Source organism: Blastopirellula sp. J2-11 (assembly GCF_024584705.1).
Taxonomy (GTDB): Bacteria; Planctomycetota; Planctomycetia; order Pirellulales; family Pirellulaceae; genus Blastopirellula.
In genome coordinates, this window is sequence record NZ_CP097384.1 from 1,917,405 (window position 1) to 1,939,490 (window position 22,086).

Consider the following 22,086-nt stretch of genomic DNA (forward strand, 5'->3'; position numbering starts at 1 on the left):
GAATGATTCGATGATCCGCAGCGTGTTGCTGGCCTTGGACGCCAGCGAAGCGAGTCAAGCCGCTCTTGAACTGACGATTCGGTTTTGTCGCGACCATGGTCAGCGAGATGACATGCCGAGCGTAGGGATTCATCTGACCGGAGTCGCCGTTGTCGATACTCCGAACATTTGCGGCCCGATGGCGGTGCCGTTGGGGGCCGTCACTTACAAAAAAGATCGTGACGAAGTGCTGTTGGCCAAAGCGAATGCCGAGGCCGAAACGATCTTGGCCAAGTTCGAGGCCGATTGCGCCGCCGCCGGCGTGGCCCATACGGCCGTTCGCAGCGAAGGCTTGCCGTACGAGCAAATCGAGGCCGTCTCGCGCACCCATGATTTGATCATCATCGGCCAAGACACCAACTTTCACTACGAGACCCACAAGACGATCAGCGAAACCGTCCGGCGATTGTTGCTCGATAACGCTCGCCCGGTCGTCGTCATGCCGAAATCGGCGCCTGAACAAGATGTGGTCGTGATTACCTACGACGGCAGCATTCCGTCCTCTCACGCGCTGCACATGTGGACGCTGCTTAAACTACGTCGTCCCGAAACGCAGGTGCATGTCATCAGCGTCGACCGTGACCTGGCAATCGCGCAAAAGCATTGCGAAGAAGCGGCCAAGCTGCTGAGCTATCACCAAGTTCAGGCGACCCTGCACCCGCTGGAGTTAACCGGCAAAGTGGTGACGCAATTGACCGAAGCGATCACCGAGATCGCCCCGCGAACGGTCGTGATGGGCGCCTACGGCGGCGGCGGATTCCGCGAAGCGCTGTTTGGATCTTCGACCAACCAGATGCTTGAGAACTCGGAATCGCTGCTGTTTCTCTATAAATAGCCAGGTAGGGTGGGTGGAGAAAACCGCGATTGATTTTCACCATCACCAAACAGCATCGCCGGTTTGCGCAACCCACCGTTCTCAACCGGCGACCGGCTCTTGGTGGGTTGCGCAAACCGGCGATGTCGATGGAGAATTGTTATGTCTATCGCGGTTTTGCTTCATTCATCTTACGGTACTACTAGCACGGGCGCCGATTGGATCGATTGTTAGGCCAAGCCCCGCCGCCGCGCTTCGGCGTACGGGAGGTAGTTCGGTGCCTTCTCGAATTCAATGATGAACGCAGCTGAACTCCTGCTTCCGATCCACAATTCCGCATCTGGAAACTGACCGTTCATGATTAGGCAGAGTAGATCGCGATCCTGGGTGTTAATATCAGGACCGAAATAGATTGCCTTTAACGCCTCTCGTTCATAACTGAACAGTGTTCCTGCTTCGTTGTGCAATGCCCTCCATTCTTTCTCGTATGCCCAAGCGGAGGACTTGGTGCAAAACAAATCCATCAGCTTGGCGTGGTTTTCATTTCGAATAAAATCACTCAGCTGGAATTGCGGCAATTTATTAGCATAGTGAACTTTCTGAAGCTTATTGAACGGCTCGAAGTCAGTGAAGAATTCAAGACAAAAGCCTTTGTATTTACCACCATAATGAGACCACATTAACAAATTATTATTCGTTTCAGAGAAGCATGTGACGCCACTGGTCTGAAGGAAGTCATCTCGTATTTGATCCAATGCAAGTTGAGCGCCTCGGCGAATTTGTGTTTCAAACTCTTCTAAGGTTAGGTCTGGAATCGCATCACGTGCTTGCTGTGGATATGCCGTGCTTGTTAGTGCTTCGGTTCGAAGCTGCTCCAATTCGTCGTGAGAGGTGTCCGCAATCGAGGCCGTCAATGCGCAGTCGTATGGATCGTTGAAGTTCGAAGGTGGTCCAAAATGCACGGATGAAGCTTTCAGATTCTGAATCGCTCGCAACGCAAACGGTTCGTACTTGAAGATCGTCTTCGGTGGATTCATGATACGAGCCTATGGCCTAACAACAATTCGACAGCGCGACGCTGTATTCTGATGGATAGGAAGGAGTAATACTGTACGCAAGTCTGGGTGCCGTTATACCCGCGGGATCTCCGACATTGAGTAGGAGTGACCGCGTGACCGTAGATCATGTAAATCGAAACCGGCGGAAGTCCACAATTCATCAGCAATTGATTCCGTATCGTCGTAGGCGCGCTGCGCAAACTCAACTGTGCAGTGCTTTTCCCATTTGGACAATGGTTTACGACGGCGCATATCTTCTCGAGCACCGGTTTCAACTACGGAATCATGTGTAAGCAACTGAGGTTTGCCATGCGCAAGTTCATTTCGTGCTTCAAACAGCTTGTGGAGAGTTTGGAATGGACGTCGTCCGTTATCACAGGATACGCCTAATTCCATTAGGATCGCACTTTGTTTACTGGCATGACTTTCACGTTCGAGATCGTGCCAGTTCGGAAGCAGGGCATACCCAAGATGATTGATAAATGCTTCGTGTTTAAAAGCGGAGACAACGAGGCACGACATGAATTCGTAGAAATAGCCATCGTTTTTCTTTTTTGCATTGCACAACAGCACGTAGTTCGCGTGCGATAGTTCACCGAACATGTTTACGTCTCGGGAACGTGAAACTTTCGCTTTGATTCGATCTGCCAATAGATACCTCCGTTGAATAATTGATTGAAAGACAGATATTCGATGCCGGTGGTTCGGGGGCGATCGAGGCAGACAACATTAGTGAACGCTGCTCCACCGAAAAGTCAATCTTCGGTTGGCCTGACTTCAATTTCCAATCAGGTAGGTAGGGTGGAGCAAGGCGATTCACGGTCACCAATTTCCAACGGCGTCGCCGGCTTGAGCAACCCACCGTTCTCAACCGGCGACCGGCTTGGTGGGTTGCGCAAACCGGCTATGTCGATGGAGAATAATTATCTCTATCGCGGTTTTGCTTCACCCACTCTACGATACTATTCGTTAAACCCAGTCGCCCGATCATAAAGTCGCTCACGCGTCGACCACAGCCCGGCCGAGGGAGTTGGAATAAAGTAAAACTCTTCGCCATCATCCGTTTTGTTCCACCCTTCGCGACGTGTGCCTGGCTGGTAGCGCTTCATCATTTCGTTCAGGTCGGCGTAGCCGAAGTGGACTGATTCCATTTCCTCTTTGCCCAGATGTCCCGGGGCGTAGGTGATTTTGAAGCGTCCTTCGGAAGAGCCGTGCATCAAGTGGGCGGCGCCGTGGGCCAGCTCTTGCAGGTCTTCGCAGGTTTGGTAATCGGCCATCACTTTGTCGGTGCCGCAATAGCCATATTTGCGAATCAGCGCGTCGACGTCATCTTGTTCGCCGAAACGTTTTAGGCCTGGCGCCAAAATCAATAATTCGCCGCCGTCGGCCATCACCATGCGGGTGCGATAAACCGCTTTGTTGGCGACCCACGTGCTGAAGAACTCGTCTCCCTGCATCACGCAAACCATCTTTTGGATCGGTTTGTCAAAGACGGTGATGTTTTGCTCGCGCGATTGTTTGGCGGCGTCCAGGTAAGTGTCGAGATCGTCGCCGACATAGACGCCGGTGTGGACCAATTGGTCCTGGTCGTTACGCGCCATGACAACCTGCACGTACAAGTCGGGCAGCTTGCTCAGATAACGCTCTTCGGCCAGGTTAAAACAATGCCGGACCGGCGTGATCAGATTACCGAGATTGTTTTCGATCCCGCAGCGAGCCGCCATCAGGTGCGCGGCGCAGATCAGGTCTTTGCCGCCGAGACCGATAAAGTAGTTCTTGTTGTGGTTGGCGAAACCAAGCACTTCGTGCGGAACGACGTGGCCGATATTGATGATCAGGTCCCACGGTTCTTCCATCAGCATCCGGTTGAGCGTGATCGGAATCGGCCAGTCGGCGATTCCTCCGCAGGCAGCCGAAACTTCTGCAGCCGAGATCTCGCCGATTTGCACGCAGCCGCCGCGCCAATCGTGCGGGTGAATTTTCTCTTCCGGAATCGAGCCGAACATCGTCACGTTTTCTTCCGGCGTATGCGGAACGTGCTGACCGAGCGTCGGAATGACATGCACGTCCGCTTCGCCGGCGAGCATGTTGTACAGCATTTCGGTGATCTGCCCCGATCCCGAGTGCATCCGCGTGATGTCTGGGGGAAGCAACAACACGCGGCGCGGCGTGGCGCAGATCCGCTGGCGAGCTTCGGCCACGGTTTGTTGCAGGATCGCTTCGATGCGGTCCCAAGAGATACTGTCGGCCTGTTCGCTAATCCAGGGCATTGCGGTCGCTTTCAGAGGAAATCGTCAGAGGGGAAGTTCAAGCAGTAGCAGACGATTGTAGCAACCTAGATTTGCAAAGATCAGCGGGGATACAGAGATTCTTATCGCTTGGTGGTCGAGGTGTCGCTGATTTGGATCAGGCGTTGTTTCAGCTCGGCTTGATAGTCTCCCTTCGCCGTCGAGATCGCGGATTGGAGGAAGAGCTTGGCGATGCTCGTTTTTCCTTGTTTTACGCAGTCTTCGGCCATGTTGGCGTATTTGACCGCTTTTTGATTGGCGGCTGCGTCGTCGGCCGAAAGTTGCCGACGGATCGCCGCCAGACTGTCGGGCGCCGCTTGGTTCAGATCGGACGCTCCTATCATTCGCAACGATTGGTCGTCGCCGGCGGGTTGCTGTTGCTGTCCGTGGGAAAGCGCCCATTCCGGTGGGCGGTGAATCCACGCGGTGGCGCTGGTGCTTGTCGCGCCGGTGTTGACGCCGAAGCTGCGATTGCTGGGAAGAAAAGGAGTGCCGACCTCTCCGCTTGTTTCGGCGCGACGCAGGACGCCTCCGCCGTACACGGCGCCGCGATCCGGAATCAAATAGGACGAACTGTTGGAGTAAGTATGCCACTCCGGCAGTTGGAGAACTTGCGCCGCAAGGATACAGGGGAGCAACGGTACCAAGAGCAGCGACAGGAAAAGGAGAATACGCATCAATCGACTCCGTCCGTCGAAGGAGAATTTTTCTGGCAATGATTGTCCGTGAAATTTTTGTTGAAAGGGGATGTGTACGAGGTGATTTTTCGTCCCCTTTTGACGTTTTGAAAGTTTGCTATTTCGAACCAATTGGACACTAGAGCGTTTTTCAGCAAGCTGAACAAATAGTCGCCATTCGCTCTCGCTTCTCCGGCAAAATCAGCCGCACGGCGTTAGCTGCGGTTTCTGACAGGAACTCATGGCCGACGGAAATTGGAGACAAAAACCGCGGCTAACGCCGTGCGGCTGATGTCGATACGGGCCGCGCCGCGTTCTATTTTAAGACTTCCTGATGACGCAGGGCAAGCAAACGGCGCGAGTTTCTCGTCCCCATTGAACTCCGCCAAGAAATAGAACAGGCCGCATCGTCAGAGGCGGCCTATCCGTCGAATGCTTCTGTTGCTATTCGGCTTCGATGGATTGGGGAGGATCGCCCACTTCGTCCTGTCCGATTTCTGGCGAATCGAATTCCATCTGGCCTGGTTCGTCGAGGATCTTGATTTCCTGTCCGTCGGCCAACTTTCGCGCCGTGCGAACTTGGTTGTAGACGATTGCAGCCTGGAAGCCCCAGAAGATCGAGATGATGATTCCGATCGCAGCTCCTAGGAACGGGAGGGAGACGAAACTCTTGGTTTCCACCAACAGGCAGATCGCCGTCGTGAAAGCGACGAACGAAACGATCACCTTGGTGACATACATATTGTTCCAGCGCTTTACCGTATGGCTGTCGATCGCCGAGCGGGCCGATTGATTCGCCAAATCGCGGAGTGCGCGCAGATCGGAGGTTTGCTCCGGCGCTTTACGCGAAGGAACAAACTCGCCGGGATTGAACGGCGTTTGTTCTTTCACCGGTTGGGGCGGCTCAGGCGGTTTGGGCGCCGCGGCCTGTTGCGATGGTGAAGGATTGGTGCTCGTCCCCTCACGACCACGAACGCGGCTCATGAGACTGGACATGTATTCCTCGATCGAAACATCATCCTCATCGGCCGGATTCGCCGCCGGTTCTTCATCGCTGGTCATCAGCGAAGGGGACGAAGGTTCGTCGTACTCTTCTTCCTCGTCGTCATCGGCGTCGGGATTGAAACCAAACTTGGCGAGCACGTCCGCAACGCTGGCTTGAGGAGCGGCCGGCTCGGGCGCGATCTCGGACGATTCGTCTTCCACTTCGGCGGTTTCCGCCGCTTGTGCTTCTTCAGCAGGAGCGAAGTGAGCCGAGGCCGCGCCTAGTTGGTGCGACATGCTCTCCAGCTCTTCGATACGTTGGGTCAGTTCCGCTTCGCGTTGCGACCAGCCGCGCGACAGGACCTGGAGACGCTCGTTGGCGTCGGCCGCGTCCCGATGCGCTCTTTCCTGAGCTTCCATGGCCTCCGGCGCAACGGAGCCGCCGGAGGCGTCCAGCTCGCGATATTCGTGTTCTAATTTTTCCAGCTGTTGCTCAAGCTCGCCGATTTTCGTTTCGTTCGCTGCATGCTGTTGTTGCATTTCTTGCAGCAAGCGCTCGGTCTCGGCCAAGCGCTCGACAGCCGCTGTTTCTTCTGGCTGGGGAATCGGCGGCGCGGCGGGGCTTGGTTGTGCAGTCGATTGACGAACCAGATCGACAAGGCGATGTATCCGGCGACGGTTGCGTCCTCGAATTTCGCCCAAGCGTCGCTCTAGCGACTGAACTTGTCGCTGACTTGTCGACGAATCGTTCTGCGGCGATTCTGGATCGATGCGGAAGTTGACCGCTCCCACGGTGATCAGGTCGCCGACGACCAGCGCTGCTTCGGTGACGCTTTGACCATTCACCAGGACATCGGCTTCGACCCGTTGCAGGATCATGCCGGCCGAACCGCGCCAGATCACGCAATGCCGCGGCCGGACCCCGGCGGCAGCCAAGCGGAGCGTGCAGCTAGCGGCCGATCCGATCACGCACTTAGCGCGCTCGAGTCGCACGATCTGTCCATCTCGTTCGGTTCCCTCGACGCGCAGAACGAGCGGACATAGCGGCTTGCCAAGCAACGAAGAATGGTGGGGATCGACTTGAGTGACCATGGCGGCGCCTAGCTTGCAGAAAGGCTCTGGAAAGCGGGGTGTATTGGGAAGTAAATCAAGCAGCGATAAGGGGATATAGCCCACAGCGACGCACCGGTCAAAGAATCACCCCACGGGCGAAAGGGGAAATAGACCAAGAAAACGGGGGAATTCGAAAGAACTGCTCGAATCGGTTTCACCGTTTGGACGATTACGGTAACACGACGTGGCGAAAGTGTCCTCAAAAGAAAATCGGAGAGATTCGTAAGCAAAATTTCTCCTAGAAATCAAGGGGAATCCGTGAACCGAACCCCTTTCTGCGGCGTAATTTAAGATGGTCCGGTCAGTTTGGGGAGAGACCTGGAAGAAAATGAGATTTACAGACTTCCCCTATCCAGAACCGGTACTATATTTTCGTTACGCATGAAATCGTCCAATCGGCCCCCTCGGCAGGATGGTGAACGCAACCGCGTAGTTCATGTAAAAATAACGAGAACGGGCTTCGTCCAAATTCGGAAACTAGTAGCAAAGACGTCTTCACGTCGATAACATAGCCGGTTTCCACCATATGAAGGTGACCACCATGGGTAAATCTCGAACGGACTTCATTGATAAGACCAAGGAGATCTTGTTGAAGCGCCGTGATGCGCTCCGCAAGGCCCTGGCCGGCGACTTGAGCATGCTGAAAGAGCTTGAGCAGACGGCCGGCGACGTGGTCGATTTCGCACTCGACAGCGCTCAAGATGAGTTGAGCTCGCAACTTGCGGAAGTAGAAAGCCGCGAATTGGCGCAAATCGATAAGGCCCTCGAGCGAATTCGGGGCGGATCGTTTGGCGAATGCGAAGGGTGTAATAGCAAGATTCCCACCGCTCGACTGCAGGCGCTGCCGTATGCGACCCTCTGCATCAAGTGCCAACGCGAGTTGGAAGAGTTGGGCGAAGATGGCGTCAGCTGGCGTCAAAACTCGGAAGATCAAGTTTCGATCTAAACGATCGTAACGATTTTCCGACCCCACACCATCAAGGCGGTAAGCTCTCGCAGCAGGCCGCCTTTTTCTATGCGCCGATTGGCTTTGCGGTAAGTTCGGCATGGAGTAGTGACTTGCGTTCATCCTAAGACAGCCTAGAATTCGTCGAAGATCCTCTTTTGGCGATAACTGCGTAGGACAGCGATATGAACACGCGCAAATCCAGAATTTCACTCGCGGTCATCGCGTTGTCATTGCTCAGCGTCACGTTGGCGGAGACGGTTTCGGCCCAAGAAGAAGCGGTCTCGCCGCGCCAACAACTGCGTGAAGATATCTTGCGCGAAGTCGCCCAGCTCGAAGCGCACGGCAACCTGTTGAAAAAGGTATGCCGTTATGTACGACCGTCGGTCGTTCATATCGAAGCGCGCAAAAAAGAAGGGGAATCGCTTGCGTACGGCGGCAACATCGTCGACGAGGCAGGCTCCGGCGTGATCATTCGCCACCATGACAAAGACTATGTGCTGACCAACCGCCATGTCATCAGCCAGGCGGCCAATCAAGACATCAAGATTCATCTCGACGACGGTCGCATCTTGCGACCTTCCCAAGTTTGGACCGACCGAGAGACCGATGTCGCCGTCATGGCGATTTCGGCGGACCGACTGACTCCGGGGCAAGTCGGCGACAGTTCTACGGTAGAGATCGGCGAGTTTGTCTTGGCGGTCGGCAGTCCCTTTGGGCTCAGCCAATCGGTCACCTACGGCATCATCAGCGCCAAGGGGCGTCGTGATTTGCAACTGGGCCGCCAAGGGTTGAAGTTTCAAAACTTCATGCAGACCGACGCGGCGATCAACCCCGGCAACAGCGGTGGTCCGCTCTTGAATCTGCGGGGCGAAGTGATCGGCATCAATACGGCGATCGCCAGCAACTCGGGCGGAAACGACGGCATTGGATTTACGATCCCCATCAACTCGGCCTTGAACATCGCTCGGCAAATGATCGACGACGGCAAGGTATCTCGCGCGTTTCTCGGCGTCGTGCTCGATTCGCAGTACGACAGCAAAGCAGCCGAGAAACTAGGCCTGCCGATGGCGAAAGGAACGCGCGTCAACGGCGTGACCCCTGATTCGCCGGCCGCTGCCGCCGGCCTCTTGGTGGGAGACGTCATCATTCGCTTCAACAATCAAGAGATCGAAGATGACTCGCATCTGGTCAACGTTGTCAGCCTGTCGCCGCTGAATATCAAACTACCGGTCGAACTCTATCGCGACGGAGTCTTGACCGTGGTCAAATTGGAACTCGCGGTCCGCGACGCGACGCTTAAACCGTAGAAGAGCGGAAAGCGGAGAGTTGGCTGTGACATGCCATTCTGAGGCCCAACGGGCCGTTGGGCTTCAGAATAGAGTGCTCCTTTTTTTCTGAACGAATTCTTCCGTTCTTCAGTCATCTCCGTTCCTGATTGAAGAGAAGTCTCAACTAGCGAGCGCCCCGAATCGCGGCGCGCAAGCCTTGCACGAGACAATCTTGCACTTGCGGAATGTCGATTTTGGTGGCGACTTCCATGTTGGTGGCCCAGCTGCGATGTTCGCGGCGATCGAAAATCGTCGCGCCCAGCGTGATCTCGCCGCTCGTTTCGACGTCGCCGGCCATCTCCTCCATCTCGAACATCTCAGGATTCAGCACCGCGGCCAGGGCGATCGCATCGTGTAAAAAGATTCCTTCGATTCCCAGCACTTGCCGGTGGCTGCGATAGACGAACGGCAACAGTTGATGCAGCAGTTGGGACGCTGGCGACGATTCGAGATTGGGCAACTGATCCAGCAGGTCGAGCCCAAAGGTCGCTTGCCGTGTCACATCTAACGGGATCAGCGTCTTGGTCGTGCGAGACTTGAAAACGATTCGAGCCGCCATTGCATCGAAGTGACAATTAAATTCGGCGGCCGGCGTGACGCTGCCGACGCAATTGACCGCTCCCCCCATGATGACAATGCGGCCAATTTGGGAAGCGATGGTGGGGTCGCGCTGCAGCGCTCGGGCGATGTTGGTCATCGGGCCCAAAGCGACGATCGTTACTTCTTCCGGCGCCGCGCGGATTTCGTCGCAGATTAATTTTTCGGCTGGATGCCGTTGATGCAAAGAAGAGACGACCAGTTGAAGATTGGCTAGCCCGTCCGAGCCGTTCAGTTCGGTGCCGTCGACCGGTGGCGCCGAACTGGGGCCAGATCCAACCCCAATTCGCGGACGGCGCGGCGGATCGAGCCGTTCGATCAACCCTTGCAGATTGCGGCCTGCTTGATCGGCTGGGACGTTTCCGGCGGTGGAGGTAACCGCCACCACGTCCAACTCAGCGTCGAACAGAGCGACCATCAGGGCGACAGCGTCGTCGATCCCTGGATCGCAATCAATGATAACCTTCCTGGCCATAGTCGATCTTCGACCTCGCTCGCAGCGGTGGTTACAGCTTTAATCTCGCCTCGCAAGACGATCTTGTCTCGCTCATTCAAGGCTTGCCCTCTCTATTTATATCAAATGACTGCCGCTACGTGCAGTCGAACGCGGGTGGGAGCGGACCGCGAGTCTCGGTAAAATCAGTCAGCAACCAAAATTGTTTGGCAAGGGAATCAAAACGTGGACGACGCCATCTGGGAAAAATTAGACGCAGGCCGTGATTTATCGGTGGGCCAAATGTCCGCGGCAATCGATCAAATCATGCAAGGCGCCTGGCCCGATGCACAAATCGCTCGGCTGTTGCTTGCGATCAACGCCAAAGGCCCTGCTGTCGACGAGCTTGCAGGCGCCGCGATCGCGATGCGTCGCAACATGGCGGCCATCCGCACCGATCGGACCGATGTGATCGACACCTGCGGCACCGGAGGGGACGGCAGCGGAACGTTCAACATTAGCACCGCGGCGGCGATTGTCACGGCCGCCGCCGGAGTTCCGGTCGCCAAACATGGCAACCGCAGCGTCACCAGCAAGACGGGCAGCGCCGACGTGTTAGCGCAGCTCGGCGTCAACATCGAAGCGAGCGTTCCCCAGATCGAGCATTGCCTGAACGAGATCGGCATCTGCTTTTGCTTTGCGCCGCTCGCGCATCAGTCGATGCGGCATGTTTCGGCCGTTCGCAAAAGCTTGGGCGTGCCGACGATCTTCAATCTGCTCGGTCCGCTTTGTAATCCCGCCGCCGCTCAGTATCAGCTGTTGGGAGTCGGCAGGCCCGGCATGCGCGACTTGATGGCGGCCGCGGTATTAAAGCTGGGCGTCCGCCGCGCGGTGTTGGTGACCGGCGCAGATGGCCTGGACGAAGTCACGCTGACCGGCAAAACGCATGTGACATTAGCGGCCGACGATCAACTCCATCGCTGGGATTGGAGCCCTATAGATTTTGGGGTAACGCCCAACGGTCTCGACTCGATGCTGGTCAACGGCCCTGCAGAAAGCGCCGCAATGATCCGCCGCGTGTTGGAAAAAGAAAAATGCCCGGCGCGCGATATCGTGGTGCTCAACGCCGCCGCGGCGATCTGGACGGCGGAGAAAGCGGCCAGCCCCGACGAAGCGGCGCAGATGGCGGCCGAAGCGATCGACAGCGGCGCGGCGCAGGGGAAGTTGGAGCAGTTGGCGGAGTTGTCGCATGAAGGTTCGTAGCTGGCGCCAAAATAGGCTCCACGGGCTGCTTTAACGCCGCTCCTTTCGCGCTGACTTGACGGTCCCTTGCTTTTCCACGTCCTTCGTTGTTTTAGGACGACGAAGAAACTTGGTTGAGCTTCAGGTTGCTTACAACCAAAATAGATTCAACGGCAACCAACAGGCCCAACGGGCCGTCCTAATGCAGCCCAGGGTCAGTCCGCCGCAGGCGACGCAGCCCTGGGTAAGCAGACGCAAAAAAACAAAAGCCCCAGCGGGGCGGACTAACCAAGACCTGCCAAAGGTTCGACCATGCCGCAATCACTTGCTCGCCTCTGGTGTCACCTGATCTTCTCGACCAAACATCGCCAGGCGTTTTTCAAAGACGAAAACGTTCGCCAACAACTCTACGCCTATCTTGCGACATGCTTGAAGAGTTCAGAATGTGATCCAAGGATTGTGGGAGGCCACGATAACCATGTCCATTTACTCTTCTGTCTATCGCGGACGATGACCCTTGCTGATGTGGTGATCAACCTGAAGACATCCTCTTCCAAATGGCTGAAGACAAAAGGTCTGTCGTATCACGACTTCTTTTGGCAGGCTGGATACGGCGTGTTTTCAGTCAGCGAATCGAAAGTTCCTGACGTCGTCGAATACATCCGTCGACAAGAAGAGCATCATCAGCAGTTTGATTTTCAGACCGAATACCGTGCAATTTGCCAACGGCATGGCGTCGAATTGGATGAGCGTTACGCGTGGGATTGAAGCTTTTTAGATCGCCCCGCTGGATTTTGCCGACGTATTCCCAGGGCTGCGTCGCCTGCGGCGGACTGACCCTGGGCTGCTTTAGCGCCGCCCCTGTTGGGGCTGAAGAATTTTGCGATGTACGAAAAAGGCCTACTGCCGCCGATCACCGGCCATTTGCATCGCCAATAGATCTAGCTGAACTTTCACGTCGGCCTGCAAGACATGGGGACGCTCCGGCTTCCCTATGCAGATAGAAGTTCGGTTGGGGGATGCTCAAGCTCGTAGCGTCAGGGAAAACGTGGCAGCGCCGTCTTTCGTGATCTCTAACGTTTCGGCTTGGCGACGACAATATCCAGCGTGCGCCCATCGCCGGGAACCTTGAAGGTCAGTCCCGACTTTTCGGGATCTGTCATCTCCTTCGGGACGATCGAGCGAACGCCGGTCGGCGCTTTGAGATCTTCGATCACCGCGCCATCGATGTAGACCTGGTAAGCGCCATCCGGGAGTCCGTCGTCGGCTCTTAGCGAACCAACGACAAAAGCGCCATCCGATTCGATGACCCCTTTCGCTAAAAATCCATCTTTGAGGAAGCAGACCATGCCGTGATCGACCGGAGTTCCATCTTCGTACTTCACGGTTCCTTGCAGCGAATTGAATTCGCTACGACAGCCGCCAGCGCTGACGAAGAGAGCGGAAAGCAAAAGAAGGGTCGCTAGTTTCATCGTCTCAATCCTTCTCACCCAAAGATACGCCGGGACCAGAAAACAGTGCATCGACTCGCGGAACGTAACGCTTGCGCCACGCCGCGAGTAGAACACGCTATTTGCACTAAGGAAGAACGGTCACGTTGCCATCCGCAACGTTGCCCAGTTGCGACAGCAAGAAGCTGGATCCGTTGCCGGTCGGAATGGTCACCGCCAGCGGACGAACCGAGCCGTCTCCGAACAGGAAATTGCAGACGCCGGGATGGCTGCTTCCCCACTGAACTCCATCCTCGTTAAACGAGACGGGATCGTTGGGGCTGCGAGCGATGCCGGCATTGAAGGATCTGCCGGACGGCAGCGTGCCCCAGTTGCCCAGCGAGATGATCGAACAGTCCGCCTGTTCTTGTCGCTGGGCGGTGGTCCCGGCATTCGTCGAACAGATGTTAAGATCATCTTTTTGGATATGTTTTTCACCAATAACAATTTGGTTGCTGGTTCCGTCTTGCCAGCGAGCGAACGTGTCGCGAGGCCGCCATGACGCGGCGGTCGGCGCCCAACGGGCCGAGCGGATGGGCCCTTTCTGGTCCGATGCTGTCGCTTCCTGATCATTCATCATCCATTCGGCCCAGTGACGCGTATCGCGCCCTTGAACGATGGCGTAATCGCCGCGGGGGCCGTGAATGCTCTCCGCTGGATTCGTCGACGGCCCGTCGCCCATGACCGGCGAATCGCTGCGACGTGAAGGGCAAAAGTAAGCCGAGAACGACATTGACTGGCGCTCGGCGCTGGTTAGCGTGTTCCAAAAGTCGGCGTTGGCGACCGGGCTGGCCAGGTTGTTGGTCTTGCTCGCAATGAAATCGTAAGCGGCGTTTTGTTCGAGATAAGGCAAGATCACGATAAAGAACGAAGCTCGCGAGACTCGCCCTTCGGCGGTAAAGTCATAGCCGATCGTCGAGGGAGGCAAGCCGTTCTGCGTGTCGGCGAAGTTATGAACCGCCAGCCCCATTTGCTTCAAATTGTTCGTGCACTGCATCCGACGAGCAGCCTCACGAGCCTGTTGTACGGCTGGCAGTAAGAGTGCAATCAAAACGCCGATGATGGCGATCACGACTAACAGTTCGACGAGTGTAAAACCACGTCGTGGAAGCTTGAAAGATTGCATGCAGAGTGCTCCGGCAAGGGGCGAAAAGAAAAACAATTAAGCATTTTAAGTAGAAAGGAATTGGGTCACGTTATTTTAGCTGCTTAACTTGGGGGGTGCAATAAGATTGCTGGAGGGGCGTGCGACCGATTATTGCAGGTTGCGAAGGAGTTGACGCAATGACGCTCAGACTTCGACACTTCCAGCCTGCATTGCGATCACGAACGCATTTCCCTTGCTCGCGCGCTTATTTTCCAAACCACGCCCGGTTGGCCCCGATAGCTCCGCTATCGGGGCCAACAAAGTCGGTAAGAGGCAGCGAGCCGTGGTCGGACCTGATAGCGGTGGTTGCCGCGCCGTTTGAAATGGCGAAATGGCCTCGAACTGCTTACCAGGAACCAATGCCTCTTACGGCTGCGCCGCCCCGATAGCCGAGCTATCGCGGCCAACCGGGAAATTGCGCGACTTCAAAAGGCGCCAGCGAGGGAATGCGGCTGGTGACGCCAACACGGATTGAAGTGACCAGCCGCATTCCATCGGCTCGCGCCTCTGGCTGGTGTTCGCTTGGTTCGAAAAATCGCAACCTCAAAACTCGCGCTTCGGACTAAGAAGAGACCCGATCTAGCGGCGGCGATCGCCCGCCATTTGGGTCGCCAATAGATCGAGCTGGCCTTTTACATCGGCCAACAGCACATGAGGGCTCGCTCCCTCGGCCATGTGCAGATAGAAGTTTTGGCCGGGCGACGCGTGCGAGCTGCTGGCCAATTTAGTGGTTGTTTTGAGATCTTCCAGTTCGTCTTCGACCGCCAAGAGATGACGATGCAAGCGGCGGTTGTGTTGCGAGACGCTATCGAGCTGAAAGACCAATCCCACCAACATGCCGGCGAGGCCCAGCAGGGCCAACGGCAATCCGACGGTCGCCAAGACGGGCCGCGGGTCAAACATCGCCCAGCCAAGTAGGACAAGGCCGCAAACGAGCGTGATCGAACCGGCCGAAGTCGCCAGCCACGAAAAGATCGGCGTGCGCAGTCCCTTTAACTTGCGTTGCGACGGCGCCGCTGGTGAGCGGGGCCGTTCGGCTTCGCGCGGCGTCGTTTCTCGTGGCAGGGGAGGGGAGTTGGGGGTTAGCTTTCTGTCTGGCGCCGCGTCTCGTCCCATCATCGCTACGATGCGGTCGATCGTCTGCAGGTCTTCCTGCAGCCGCATCGAATCGATTCGGAGTGACGGCGGGGCTTCCGGCTTCGCTTCTAACGTTTTCTGACAACGCCCGCAGACGATGCGCGCATCATCTGCTGCGGCAATCGCAGTCACGTCTTGGCGGCAGTGTTCGCACCACATAGGGAGCCGGATTCGCAAGGAGACCAATGGACGGCTAGCAATCGCTCGCCGCGCCGTGAAGGGCGTCTTCTTTTGCATCGGCTAGCGGAGACGCTCGACTCGAACGATTTTGCCGGTTTCTCCGGTAAAGCGAACCTTCGGGGCGCCTTCGCAGCTAGCGGGTGCTGCTGGCCCGGCTCCATCGCTTTCAAGTTGCAATATTCGAGTTTTGGTGAGCGATTTCCTCGTCCGCGCAGCGTGCTACGAACAGAAAAGAGGCGCCGGAGACTTCAGAGATTGCAATTTTCAAAATTGGCTAGCGACGGAGAGCTTGTGAAGAGGGGGCACGGTCAACTATTCATCGGGAAGTACCTGAACCGACTCTAGCGACTTCTCAGACTCGATAATCGCTTCCGGTTCGTACCAGTCGCCGCCGAGCCAGTCCACGATTAACTCCAGTTCTTTCTTCTGAATTCGGTTCGCCAGCGGTTGGTGCGGATCCAAATAGAACGAGGGCATACGATCGTTATTGTCGCCGTAAAATTTCTCCGCCGCTGGATTGCTGATGAACTCGATTAGCCACTCGCGGGAAGCGTAGCCAGTCAAATCGGGAGCATAGGCGGCGTCGTTTTCGGCATGGAACTTGTGACACATGGCGCAGCGATTATCGTCTTGCAATAACGTGCGGCCGGCGGCGACCTGGTCGGCGTCCAGTTTCTCTTGCGACTCGACGCCGCTTTCGTTGGCCAGCGCCATCACAACCGCTTCGATCTGATCTGGCGTCCACTCCGCTTCGTCACCGATCGTGTCGGTCACATAGCTGGCCATTTCTCCTTCGATATGCGCCGTGCCGCCAAAGAAGGTGAGGCTGTTGATCGGCGCTACTTCCGCTTCGCCGTCGACCGTGGCCGTGGCCAACTTCTGCGCGTGGGGATCAAGGAAAGCCGCAATCCACTCGGTCGTGCCAAACTTATACAGATTCGGCGCCGAGGACTGCTCTGGCGGTTTCGTCGCCGCCAATAGCGGATCGGCCGCAAGCAAACCTTCCACCGGTTGGTGTGCATGGCAACTGCCGCAATGCCGTGTGAACAAGATCGGACCTTGGGTCTTCGGGTCGTTCCGCATCAACGAGATCGCTCCGCCGTCCGGAATCCCTTGTTGGGCGAGTTGCACCGCCCGGAGCGATTGAACATGGGCGTCGGCAACCGCCGCTTTGTAACCATCGTCGCTCCAATCTTCGCGCAGCGCCATAAAAGTCAACGATCCGGCGCCTAGCAGGAGGGCCAAAATCAACGCGACGTTAAATCCATGTCCCAATTTCCAGCGACCGATAAAAGGCATCAAAAAGAGCAAGCCCATCACCAGGCCGGGGATCACGATCGCGCCGTAGATTTCGTTGTGACCAGCAAAGATCGGCAGCTTCAGGAACTGGAATAAGAACAAAAAATACCACTCAGGGCGAGCGGCTGAATAGCTGTTGGCCGGATCGGCGGGGGCTCCCAATTCGGCTCCGAAGTGCGCTTCAATCGGAACGCCTGCGACGTGCTCCTGGGGAGGGAACATAAAACCTTTGACGACAAACAGCATTACTACGGCCAACACCGCCAAGCAAGCGACGGCGTCTTTTAGCACTTGATCGGGCCAAAAATAGGCGGCCGTTCGTTTGTCAGCGCCGACGGCATGAATGCCGGCTCGGCGGAAGAAATACATGTGGATACCGAGGAAGACAAGCAGCAGGCCCGGTAGTACGCCGGCATGCAGCGCAAAGAAGCGGGTCAATGTGGCGTGACCATAATCGGCGCCGCCGACAACCACCTTTTGCAGATCACCGCCGACGACGGGAACTAGTCCCATCAGCGTTGTCGCGACTTTCGTCGCCCAGTAACCTTTTTGATCCCACGGCAACAAGTAGCCGGTCAGCGACAAACCAAGCACGATCTTCATCAAGATCAAGCCGGTCCAGAAGTTGAACTCGCGCGGCGCTTTGTAGGCGCCGTCGATCACGACTTGCAGAAAGTGCAGCGCTAGCAGCACGATCATCGCTTGGGCCATGAAGTGATGCAGGCCGCGGAGAATCCAGCCTCCCTGCATTTCGTATTGGATGTAGTAAACGCTTTCCCATGCGCCCTTCGAGTTGGCGCTGTAGGCCATCCACAAAAAAGTGCCGGTAATCATCTGCACGACAAAGGCGAAGACGAGCGTGCTTCCCCAGACATAGCGCCACCGCGAACCGCCGGGGATATGTTCGTACAGCGCTTCGTTCACCAGATGCTTGTAGCCGGTCCGGTCGTCGAGCCATTCCCAGAGCTTGTTCATGTAATCGGCTTTCGCTCTGGTCCGGTCTGAAAATTCATGAACTCGATCCACACTTCGCCTTGCTTCAGCTTTTCGGCGTCGACCGGCAAGGGATCGAGATCACGCGGGCTGGGGCAAGTCTCTGGATCCAAGCGAGCGCCATCGGGTTTGAAGTCGCTCTTATGGCAAGGGCACTGGAACAGACCTGCTTCGCCGGCGTTCGGTTTGAAATCGACCGCACATCCGGCATGGGGACAAGCGGCGTTAAACGCTTCAATCATTTCGCTGTCAGGCAAGCGACGCAGATAGACGGCGCCGATCGGTTGATTGGAATTTTGGTTCCAAGCGTCGGTCTGATCACTGACCACCGGAAACTGTCGCGGCACGCCGTCAGCAGGTAGAGAATCAAGCGACGCGATCTTGAGTGCCTTGCTGGCGTTCGACTTGCGAAAGACCGGATCGAGAAAGGTCGCCAAGCCGGCGGCGAAGGGAACAAAGCCGACAAAACCACCGATGATTATGGCCGCTGCTTTTGTCAAAAAACTGCGTCGCTCGTCGGGAGGAGACGGATCAGTTTCGTGAGTCATGAAGAGTACCTGTGCGTCAAAGCAAATGCGAGACTAAAGGCCATCAAGAGGAGCGAGTGTCGCTGAAACGGCCTGATTTTAGGCGTTTTTTGGAGGAGGTGACGACAAAATCGGCGTCGTCAAACTGGAGGGTGACGCGTGTCGAGTCGACTCCTATTCTCGCATGCCTTTTTCCATCGCGTCAAGAACAAGAGTGATCGCTTCAGAAAGCGTTGTCGAGAGCGTCGCGCCGGCCGCCGCCTTGTGACCGCCGCCGCCAAACAGGCCGGCGATTTGCGAAACGTCCAACTTTGAGCGGCTGCGGAAGCTGGCTTTGATGCCGCCGCCTGGCAGTTCGATAAACAGTACCGCCGCTTTCACGCCTTGAATGACGAGCATCATGTTGATCGCGTCTTCGGTGTCGCTGGTCGTCGAGTCCGTCGCTTGGAAATCATCCAGCTTGGCGGTGCTGTATGCCAGGCGTCCACTATCGGTGACGGCGACCTTCGCCAAAATGCGTCCGCGCAATTGAACCCGCGCCAATCGATCCCGTTCGTAGAGATCCGCATAAACGGCTGGAGGCGATGCGCCGGCATCCATCAAGCCGGCGATGGCGCGATACGTACCGCTGGTGACCGAGCCGAAACGAAACCAACCGGTATCGGTCGCAATCGCTGTGAAGAGCTGCGACGCGGTCAGCGGAGTGAGCGAAAGTCCCCAAGCTTGAGCCGCTTCATAAACCAATCGTCCCGTCGCTTCGGAAGTGGAATCTTTAAAGACATCGGCGCTGAGATCATCTTCGCTCACGTGGTGATCGAGCACGAACTTCGGCCCGGCGAAGGCTTTCAATACTTCGCCCATCTCGGCCAGTTGGATCCATGCGCCGGTATCTAGCACCATGAACGCGTCAAACGTGCCGACCAGCGCCGCGGCGGTGACGTCACGACCGAGCACGCGCACTTCGTTGGTCGGATCGATGAAAGCAAGATGCGGAGGCGTTTCGGAAGCATTGACAATCGTCGCTTCTTTACCCATTTGGCGCAGCAGTGCGGCCATCGCGAGTTCGCTTCCCAACGCATCGCAATCAGGCCGAACGTGGCTAGTTAGCAGGAATCGTTGATAGGGGGCGATGGCGGCGGCCAGGCGTTTCCAGTCAATGCTCATTGGTTACTATCTCGATCCTCAGGCGACGCGCGGCGTCAGCCAATCGCTGTAAGAAAGTTTTACGGCTTCGACGTCTTGGTGAATCTGACTGGTCAACTGCTGCACGTCGTCAAAAGTACGAACGTCCCGTAGTCGCGTCAGAAAGGCCAACTCCAACGGTTCGCCATACAGCGAACCGGCAAAATCAATCAAATGCGCTTCGACCTTGGCGTGACCTTCGCCAAATGTCGGGTTCGGCCCAATATGGATCGCCGCGGCGTGCGTCAGTTCTTGGCGGACGACATAGCCGGCGTAGACGCCATGGGCGGGAATGATGGTGTCGATCGCTTCTAAGTTGGCTGTAGCGAAACCAAGCGATCCGCCCCGTCCGGCGCCATGCGTCACCATCCCGCGCAGTCGATAAGGTTCGGTCAACATGCGGCGAGCGGCCTCGACATCTCCGCCGGCGATTGCCTGACGGACGCGACTGCTCGAAATGATCTCGTTATGACTGGCGAGTTGCATCGGTTCCACGATTTCGAGCGACATCTGGTGTTGTTGGCAAAGCTCACCCAACAGCACCGTGTTTCCTTGGCGATCTCGGCCAAAGTAAAAGTTGGGGCCTTCGACCATCGCTTTGGCTTGCAACTGGTCGACGACGATCTGTTGGAAAAAAGCTTCGGCCGAGAGTTCCAGCAGCGCCCGATCGGTTGGATAGGCGATCATTGCATCTACCCCCAGTTGTGCAAGCAGCTGCGCTTTGCGACGCGTCCAAGTAAGCGGCGGCGGCGTCTGTTCGGGACGCAGCAAGCGAACCGGATGCGGATCAAACGTGAAGACGACGGTGGGACCATGCACGGCGCGCGCCTGACGGCGTATCGATTCAACGATCCGGGCATGCCCTAAATGGACGCCGTCAAAATTTCCGATGGCAAGCGCGCCTCCCAAAATCTCGGGAGGCACATGCTCTAAATCGTGCAGCAGTCGCACGCGGCTCCCTAACTTGAAAGGGGGGATGTTCGACGAAACTGCCTATTTTTGTTCGTCTTATGACTTTCGACAAGCGACTTCGGAGGTTCCAGCGATGTTTCTATGAAATATGGCGTACTTTAATGCGAATAAAAGACGGAAATGTGCGATTGGCTTAAGATTTATTTCGCACCAGCGATTCGCCGCATCCAGCGGTCAGCAGTAGACTTGAGTAACTGGCCTCGCTCGATATCGTAGAGCGAACCACTTTTATCCAGCAGTAGAAGGCGTGACATCGAGACAAGCTATGGAAATCTTGAAATTCGCCTGTAAATCGTGCAACGCCCAGCTGCAAGCGGCCGCTACGGCCTCCGGCGAGGCGTTTATCTGTCCGCATTGCGAACAATCGATGCGCGTGCCCAAGCCGAGTGACGTCGGCGTGATCCGCAGCGGCGCGAAAGACAAAGACCCGACCGAATCGGTCGTCTGCCCTGTTTGCAATACCCGCGTGACGATTCAATCGCGCGACCTCGGCAAACGCGTGATGTGTCCTGACTGCCAAACGGCGTTTGTCGCCAAGCTGGCGGCGAAGAAGGCGCCTGTCAAACAAGTCGAGATGTCGGACGATGACATCTACAGTTTGAAAGAAGCAGTTCACGATGATACGTCCTCTAAGCAGATGGCCGCACGTTACTTTGCCGAAGCGGAGCGGCAATCGCGCGCTGAAAAAGAGCGTCCCCATCTGTCGGACAAGCCCTATCAGAAAATGGTGGAAGAGCGAGCGGCGGCGCAATTTAACGCCGACATGCCGCCGGAGACAAAGCGGGAGAGTCTGACGCCGGAAGACTACGATCCACGTTCAACACGCGTTCAATATCCGCTTTCGCTCTCTGCGGAAGCGATTACGACGGACGTCAAGTTTTTCCTCGACATTCAGTTTCTGACGCGTTGGATCGTCATCGCGATGGCGACCGCCGTCGTCTTTTACATGGCGATCAACGCGGTTGCGCTCGGCAGCGGCGCGGCGGACTTTGGCGCGTACTTCAATAGTTTTGCGCTGACCACGATGACGGTGGTTGTCGGGGCCATCGTGCTGGTTTTCTTGGCCTCTGCTTTTATGAACATTTCGACATCGATCGCTAGCGGCGTGAGCCAATTGGAATGGCCCGAGACCCCGATCTTTGAACGAATCATGGAAACGATCTTTTTTGTCGTCGCATTGATCTTGGCGATGACGCCAGCTGGGCTGGTCGCGGCGCTGGTCAGTCCTTGGCTAGCGGCGCCGCTGGGAATACTCGGCTTTTTCCTCTTTCCCTACTTCTATCTCGCACTGCTCGATTCGGGGTCGCCGATTGTCCCCTTTAGCGGCGCGATCCTGGCGGCGGTGGGACGCAAACTTCACAAATGGTTTTTGTTCTACATCGTGACCGGGGTCGTTTTGCTCGGCATCCTGGTTCTGGGCGCTCTGGGCTATTATTTTTCGGGTGAACAGTACAAATACGCTAAGTACATGGTGTTGCCGGCAGGAGTTCTGACGACCGGTTTTTTGCTATTTTACGCCGTTTGGCTCGGAAAACTGGGGTGGGAATGCTCTCAGGACGCCGGTGAAACGCCTGAGAAGCCGCGTAACGACTGATACCGCCCTCAACGCGGAGCAGCGTCTGCGGTATTATGGCTCC

19 protein-coding genes are annotated in these 22,086 nt (G+C 56.4%); 6 read left to right on the plus strand and 13 right to left on the minus strand.

Translation table 11 applies throughout. The annotated features are described in order from the left end of the window. The first annotated feature begins 10 nt into the window (after positions 1–10). A complete protein-coding gene (locus tag M4951_RS07885) occupies positions 11–874 on the plus strand; it encodes a universal stress protein (RefSeq protein ID WP_262025939.1) in 864 nt (287 codons plus the stop codon). 209 nt (positions 875–1,083) lie between these two features. Here M4951_RS07885 and M4951_RS07890 read toward each other — a convergent pair whose 3' ends face one another. The 5 genes from M4951_RS07890 to M4951_RS07910 form a co-directional block, all read right to left on the minus strand. Further along, on the minus strand, positions 1,084–1,890 hold the full coding sequence (locus M4951_RS07890; protein ID WP_262025940.1) for a DUF2971 domain-containing protein: 807 nt from the start codon (positions 1,888–1,890) through the stop codon (positions 1,084–1,086). A gap of 93 nt (positions 1,891–1,983) precedes the next feature. Then, positions 1,984–2,514, minus strand: a complete 531-nt coding sequence (locus M4951_RS07895) for a hypothetical protein (RefSeq protein ID WP_262025941.1) — start codon at positions 2,512–2,514, stop codon at positions 1,984–1,986. Positions 2,515–2,873: 359 nt separating this feature from the next. Next, positions 2,874–4,181: a nickel-dependent lactate racemase gene (locus M4951_RS07900; RefSeq protein WP_262025942.1), complete on the minus strand. Its 1,308-nt coding sequence runs from the start codon at positions 4,179–4,181 to the stop codon at positions 2,874–2,876. A gap of 101 nt (positions 4,182–4,282) precedes the next feature. Continuing rightward, positions 4,283–4,876: a hypothetical protein gene (locus M4951_RS07905; RefSeq protein ID WP_262025943.1), complete on the minus strand. Its 594-nt coding sequence runs from the start codon at positions 4,874–4,876 to the stop codon at positions 4,283–4,285. Between the two features lie 444 nt (positions 4,877–5,320). Continuing rightward, positions 5,321–6,952, minus strand: a complete 1,632-nt coding sequence (locus M4951_RS07910) for an FHA domain-containing protein (protein WP_262025944.1) — start codon at positions 6,950–6,952, stop codon at positions 5,321–5,323. A gap of 562 nt (positions 6,953–7,514) precedes the next feature. Here M4951_RS07910 and M4951_RS07915 point away from each other — a divergent pair. Further along, on the plus strand, positions 7,515–7,919 hold the full coding sequence (locus M4951_RS07915) for a TraR/DksA family transcriptional regulator (protein WP_262025945.1): 405 nt from the start codon (positions 7,515–7,517) through the stop codon (positions 7,917–7,919). 185 nt (positions 7,920–8,104) lie between these two features. Next, positions 8,105–9,229: a S1C family serine protease gene (locus tag M4951_RS07920; RefSeq protein WP_262025946.1), complete on the plus strand. Its 1,125-nt coding sequence runs from the start codon at positions 8,105–8,107 to the stop codon at positions 9,227–9,229. 145 nt (positions 9,230–9,374) lie between these two features. On the opposite strand, the gene M4951_RS07925 is transcribed toward M4951_RS07920, so the two are convergent. Next, complete coding sequence (locus tag M4951_RS07925; protein ID WP_262025947.1) at positions 9,375–10,322, minus strand: nucleoside hydrolase; 948 nt, start codon at positions 10,320–10,322, stop codon at positions 9,375–9,377. Positions 10,323–10,526: 204 nt separating this feature from the next. Here M4951_RS07925 and trpD point away from each other — a divergent pair, with 204 nt between their 5' ends. Continuing rightward, positions 10,527–11,543, plus strand: a complete 1,017-nt coding sequence (gene trpD / locus M4951_RS07930; protein ID WP_262025948.1) for an anthranilate phosphoribosyltransferase — start codon at positions 10,527–10,529, stop codon at positions 11,541–11,543. A 291-nt stretch (positions 11,544–11,834) separates the two neighbouring features. Beyond that, entirely contained in the window at positions 11,835–12,290 is a 456-nt protein-coding gene (locus M4951_RS07935) for a transposase (protein ID WP_262025949.1), read from the plus strand. Positions 12,291–12,595: 305 nt separating this feature from the next. Here the strand turns inward: M4951_RS07935 and M4951_RS07940 are convergent, their stop codons facing one another. The 7 genes from M4951_RS07940 to M4951_RS07970 form a co-directional block, all read right to left on the minus strand. Then, positions 12,596–12,994, minus strand: a complete 399-nt coding sequence (locus M4951_RS07940) for a hypothetical protein (RefSeq protein WP_262025950.1) — start codon at positions 12,992–12,994, stop codon at positions 12,596–12,598. A gap of 106 nt (positions 12,995–13,100) precedes the next feature. Then, positions 13,101–14,138 (minus strand): DUF1559 domain-containing protein, encoded by a 1,038-nt coding sequence (locus M4951_RS07945; RefSeq protein ID WP_262025951.1) that lies wholly within the window; start codon positions 14,136–14,138, stop codon positions 13,101–13,103. 600 nt (positions 14,139–14,738) lie between these two features. After that, complete coding sequence (locus tag M4951_RS07950) at positions 14,739–15,455, minus strand: hypothetical protein (RefSeq protein WP_262025952.1); 717 nt, start codon at positions 15,453–15,455, stop codon at positions 14,739–14,741. Positions 15,456–15,788: 333 nt separating this feature from the next. Beyond that, entirely contained in the window at positions 15,789–17,750 is a 1,962-nt protein-coding gene (locus M4951_RS07955; RefSeq protein WP_262025953.1) for a cytochrome b N-terminal domain-containing protein, read from the minus strand. Next, positions 17,747–18,316: a ubiquinol-cytochrome c reductase iron-sulfur subunit gene (locus M4951_RS07960; RefSeq protein WP_262025954.1), complete on the minus strand. Its 570-nt coding sequence runs from the start codon at positions 18,314–18,316 to the stop codon at positions 17,747–17,749. The genes M4951_RS07955 and M4951_RS07960 overlap by 4 nt, the downstream gene beginning before the upstream one ends. A gap of 153 nt (positions 18,317–18,469) precedes the next feature. Beyond that, the gene (locus M4951_RS07965) at positions 18,470–19,459 is read right to left on the minus strand and encodes a DHH family phosphoesterase (protein ID WP_262025955.1); all 990 of its coding nucleotides are present in this window, start codon (positions 19,457–19,459) and stop codon (positions 18,470–18,472) included. Between the two features lie 18 nt (positions 19,460–19,477). After that, positions 19,478–20,428 carry a bifunctional riboflavin kinase/FAD synthetase gene (locus tag M4951_RS07970; protein ID WP_262025956.1) on the minus strand — a complete coding sequence of 317 codons (951 nt, stop codon included), beginning with the start codon at positions 20,426–20,428 and terminating at the stop codon, positions 19,478–19,480. Positions 20,429–20,714: 286 nt separating this feature from the next. Between M4951_RS07970 and M4951_RS07975 the strand changes: the two genes are divergently transcribed. Continuing rightward, positions 20,715–22,043: a hypothetical protein gene (locus M4951_RS07975; protein ID WP_262025957.1), complete on the plus strand. Its 1,329-nt coding sequence runs from the start codon at positions 20,715–20,717 to the stop codon at positions 22,041–22,043. Positions 22,044–22,086 lie beyond the last annotated feature (43 nt).

Bases quoted from the DNA above. Each gene is read 5' to 3' on its own strand.
- M4951_RS07885 (WP_262025939.1), top strand. From the start codon at position 11: ATGATCCGCAGCGTGTTGCTGGCCTTGGACGCCAGCGAAGCGAGTCAA.
- M4951_RS07965 (WP_262025955.1), bottom strand. From the start codon at position 19,459: ATGAGCATTGACTGGAAACGCCTGGCCGCCGCCATCGCCCCCTATCAA.
- M4951_RS07975 (WP_262025957.1), top strand. From the start codon at position 20,715: ATGGAAATCTTGAAATTCGCCTGTAAATCGTGCAACGCCCAGCTGCAA.
- M4951_RS07925 (WP_262025947.1), bottom strand. From the start codon at position 10,322: ATGGCCAGGAAGGTTATCATTGATTGCGATCCAGGGATCGACGACGCT.
- M4951_RS07955 (WP_262025953.1), bottom strand. From the start codon at position 17,750: ATGAACAAGCTCTGGGAATGGCTCGACGACCGGACCGGCTACAAGCAT.
- M4951_RS07895 (WP_262025941.1), bottom strand. From the start codon at position 2,514: ATGTTCGGTGAACTATCGCACGCGAACTACGTGCTGTTGTGCAATGCA.
- M4951_RS07890 (WP_262025940.1), bottom strand. From the start codon at position 1,890: ATGAATCCACCGAAGACGATCTTCAAGTACGAACCGTTTGCGTTGCGA.
- M4951_RS07915 (WP_262025945.1), top strand. From the start codon at position 7,515: ATGGGTAAATCTCGAACGGACTTCATTGATAAGACCAAGGAGATCTTG.
- M4951_RS07940 (WP_262025950.1), bottom strand. From the start codon at position 12,994: ATGAAACTAGCGACCCTTCTTTTGCTTTCCGCTCTCTTCGTCAGCGCT.
- M4951_RS07910 (WP_262025944.1), bottom strand. From the start codon at position 6,952: ATGGTCACTCAAGTCGATCCCCACCATTCTTCGTTGCTTGGCAAGCCG.
- M4951_RS07920 (WP_262025946.1), top strand. From the start codon at position 8,105: ATGAACACGCGCAAATCCAGAATTTCACTCGCGGTCATCGCGTTGTCA.
- M4951_RS07950 (WP_262025952.1), bottom strand. From the start codon at position 15,455: ATGTGGTGCGAACACTGCCGCCAAGACGTGACTGCGATTGCCGCAGCA.
- M4951_RS07945 (WP_262025951.1), bottom strand. From the start codon at position 14,138: ATGCAATCTTTCAAGCTTCCACGACGTGGTTTTACACTCGTCGAACTG.
- M4951_RS07905 (WP_262025943.1), bottom strand. From the start codon at position 4,876: ATGCGTATTCTCCTTTTCCTGTCGCTGCTCTTGGTACCGTTGCTCCCC.
- M4951_RS07900 (WP_262025942.1), bottom strand. From the start codon at position 4,181: ATGCCCTGGATTAGCGAACAGGCCGACAGTATCTCTTGGGACCGCATC.
- M4951_RS07960 (WP_262025954.1), bottom strand. From the start codon at position 18,316: ATGACTCACGAAACTGATCCGTCTCCTCCCGACGAGCGACGCAGTTTT.
- M4951_RS07935 (WP_262025949.1), top strand. From the start codon at position 11,835: ATGCCGCAATCACTTGCTCGCCTCTGGTGTCACCTGATCTTCTCGACC.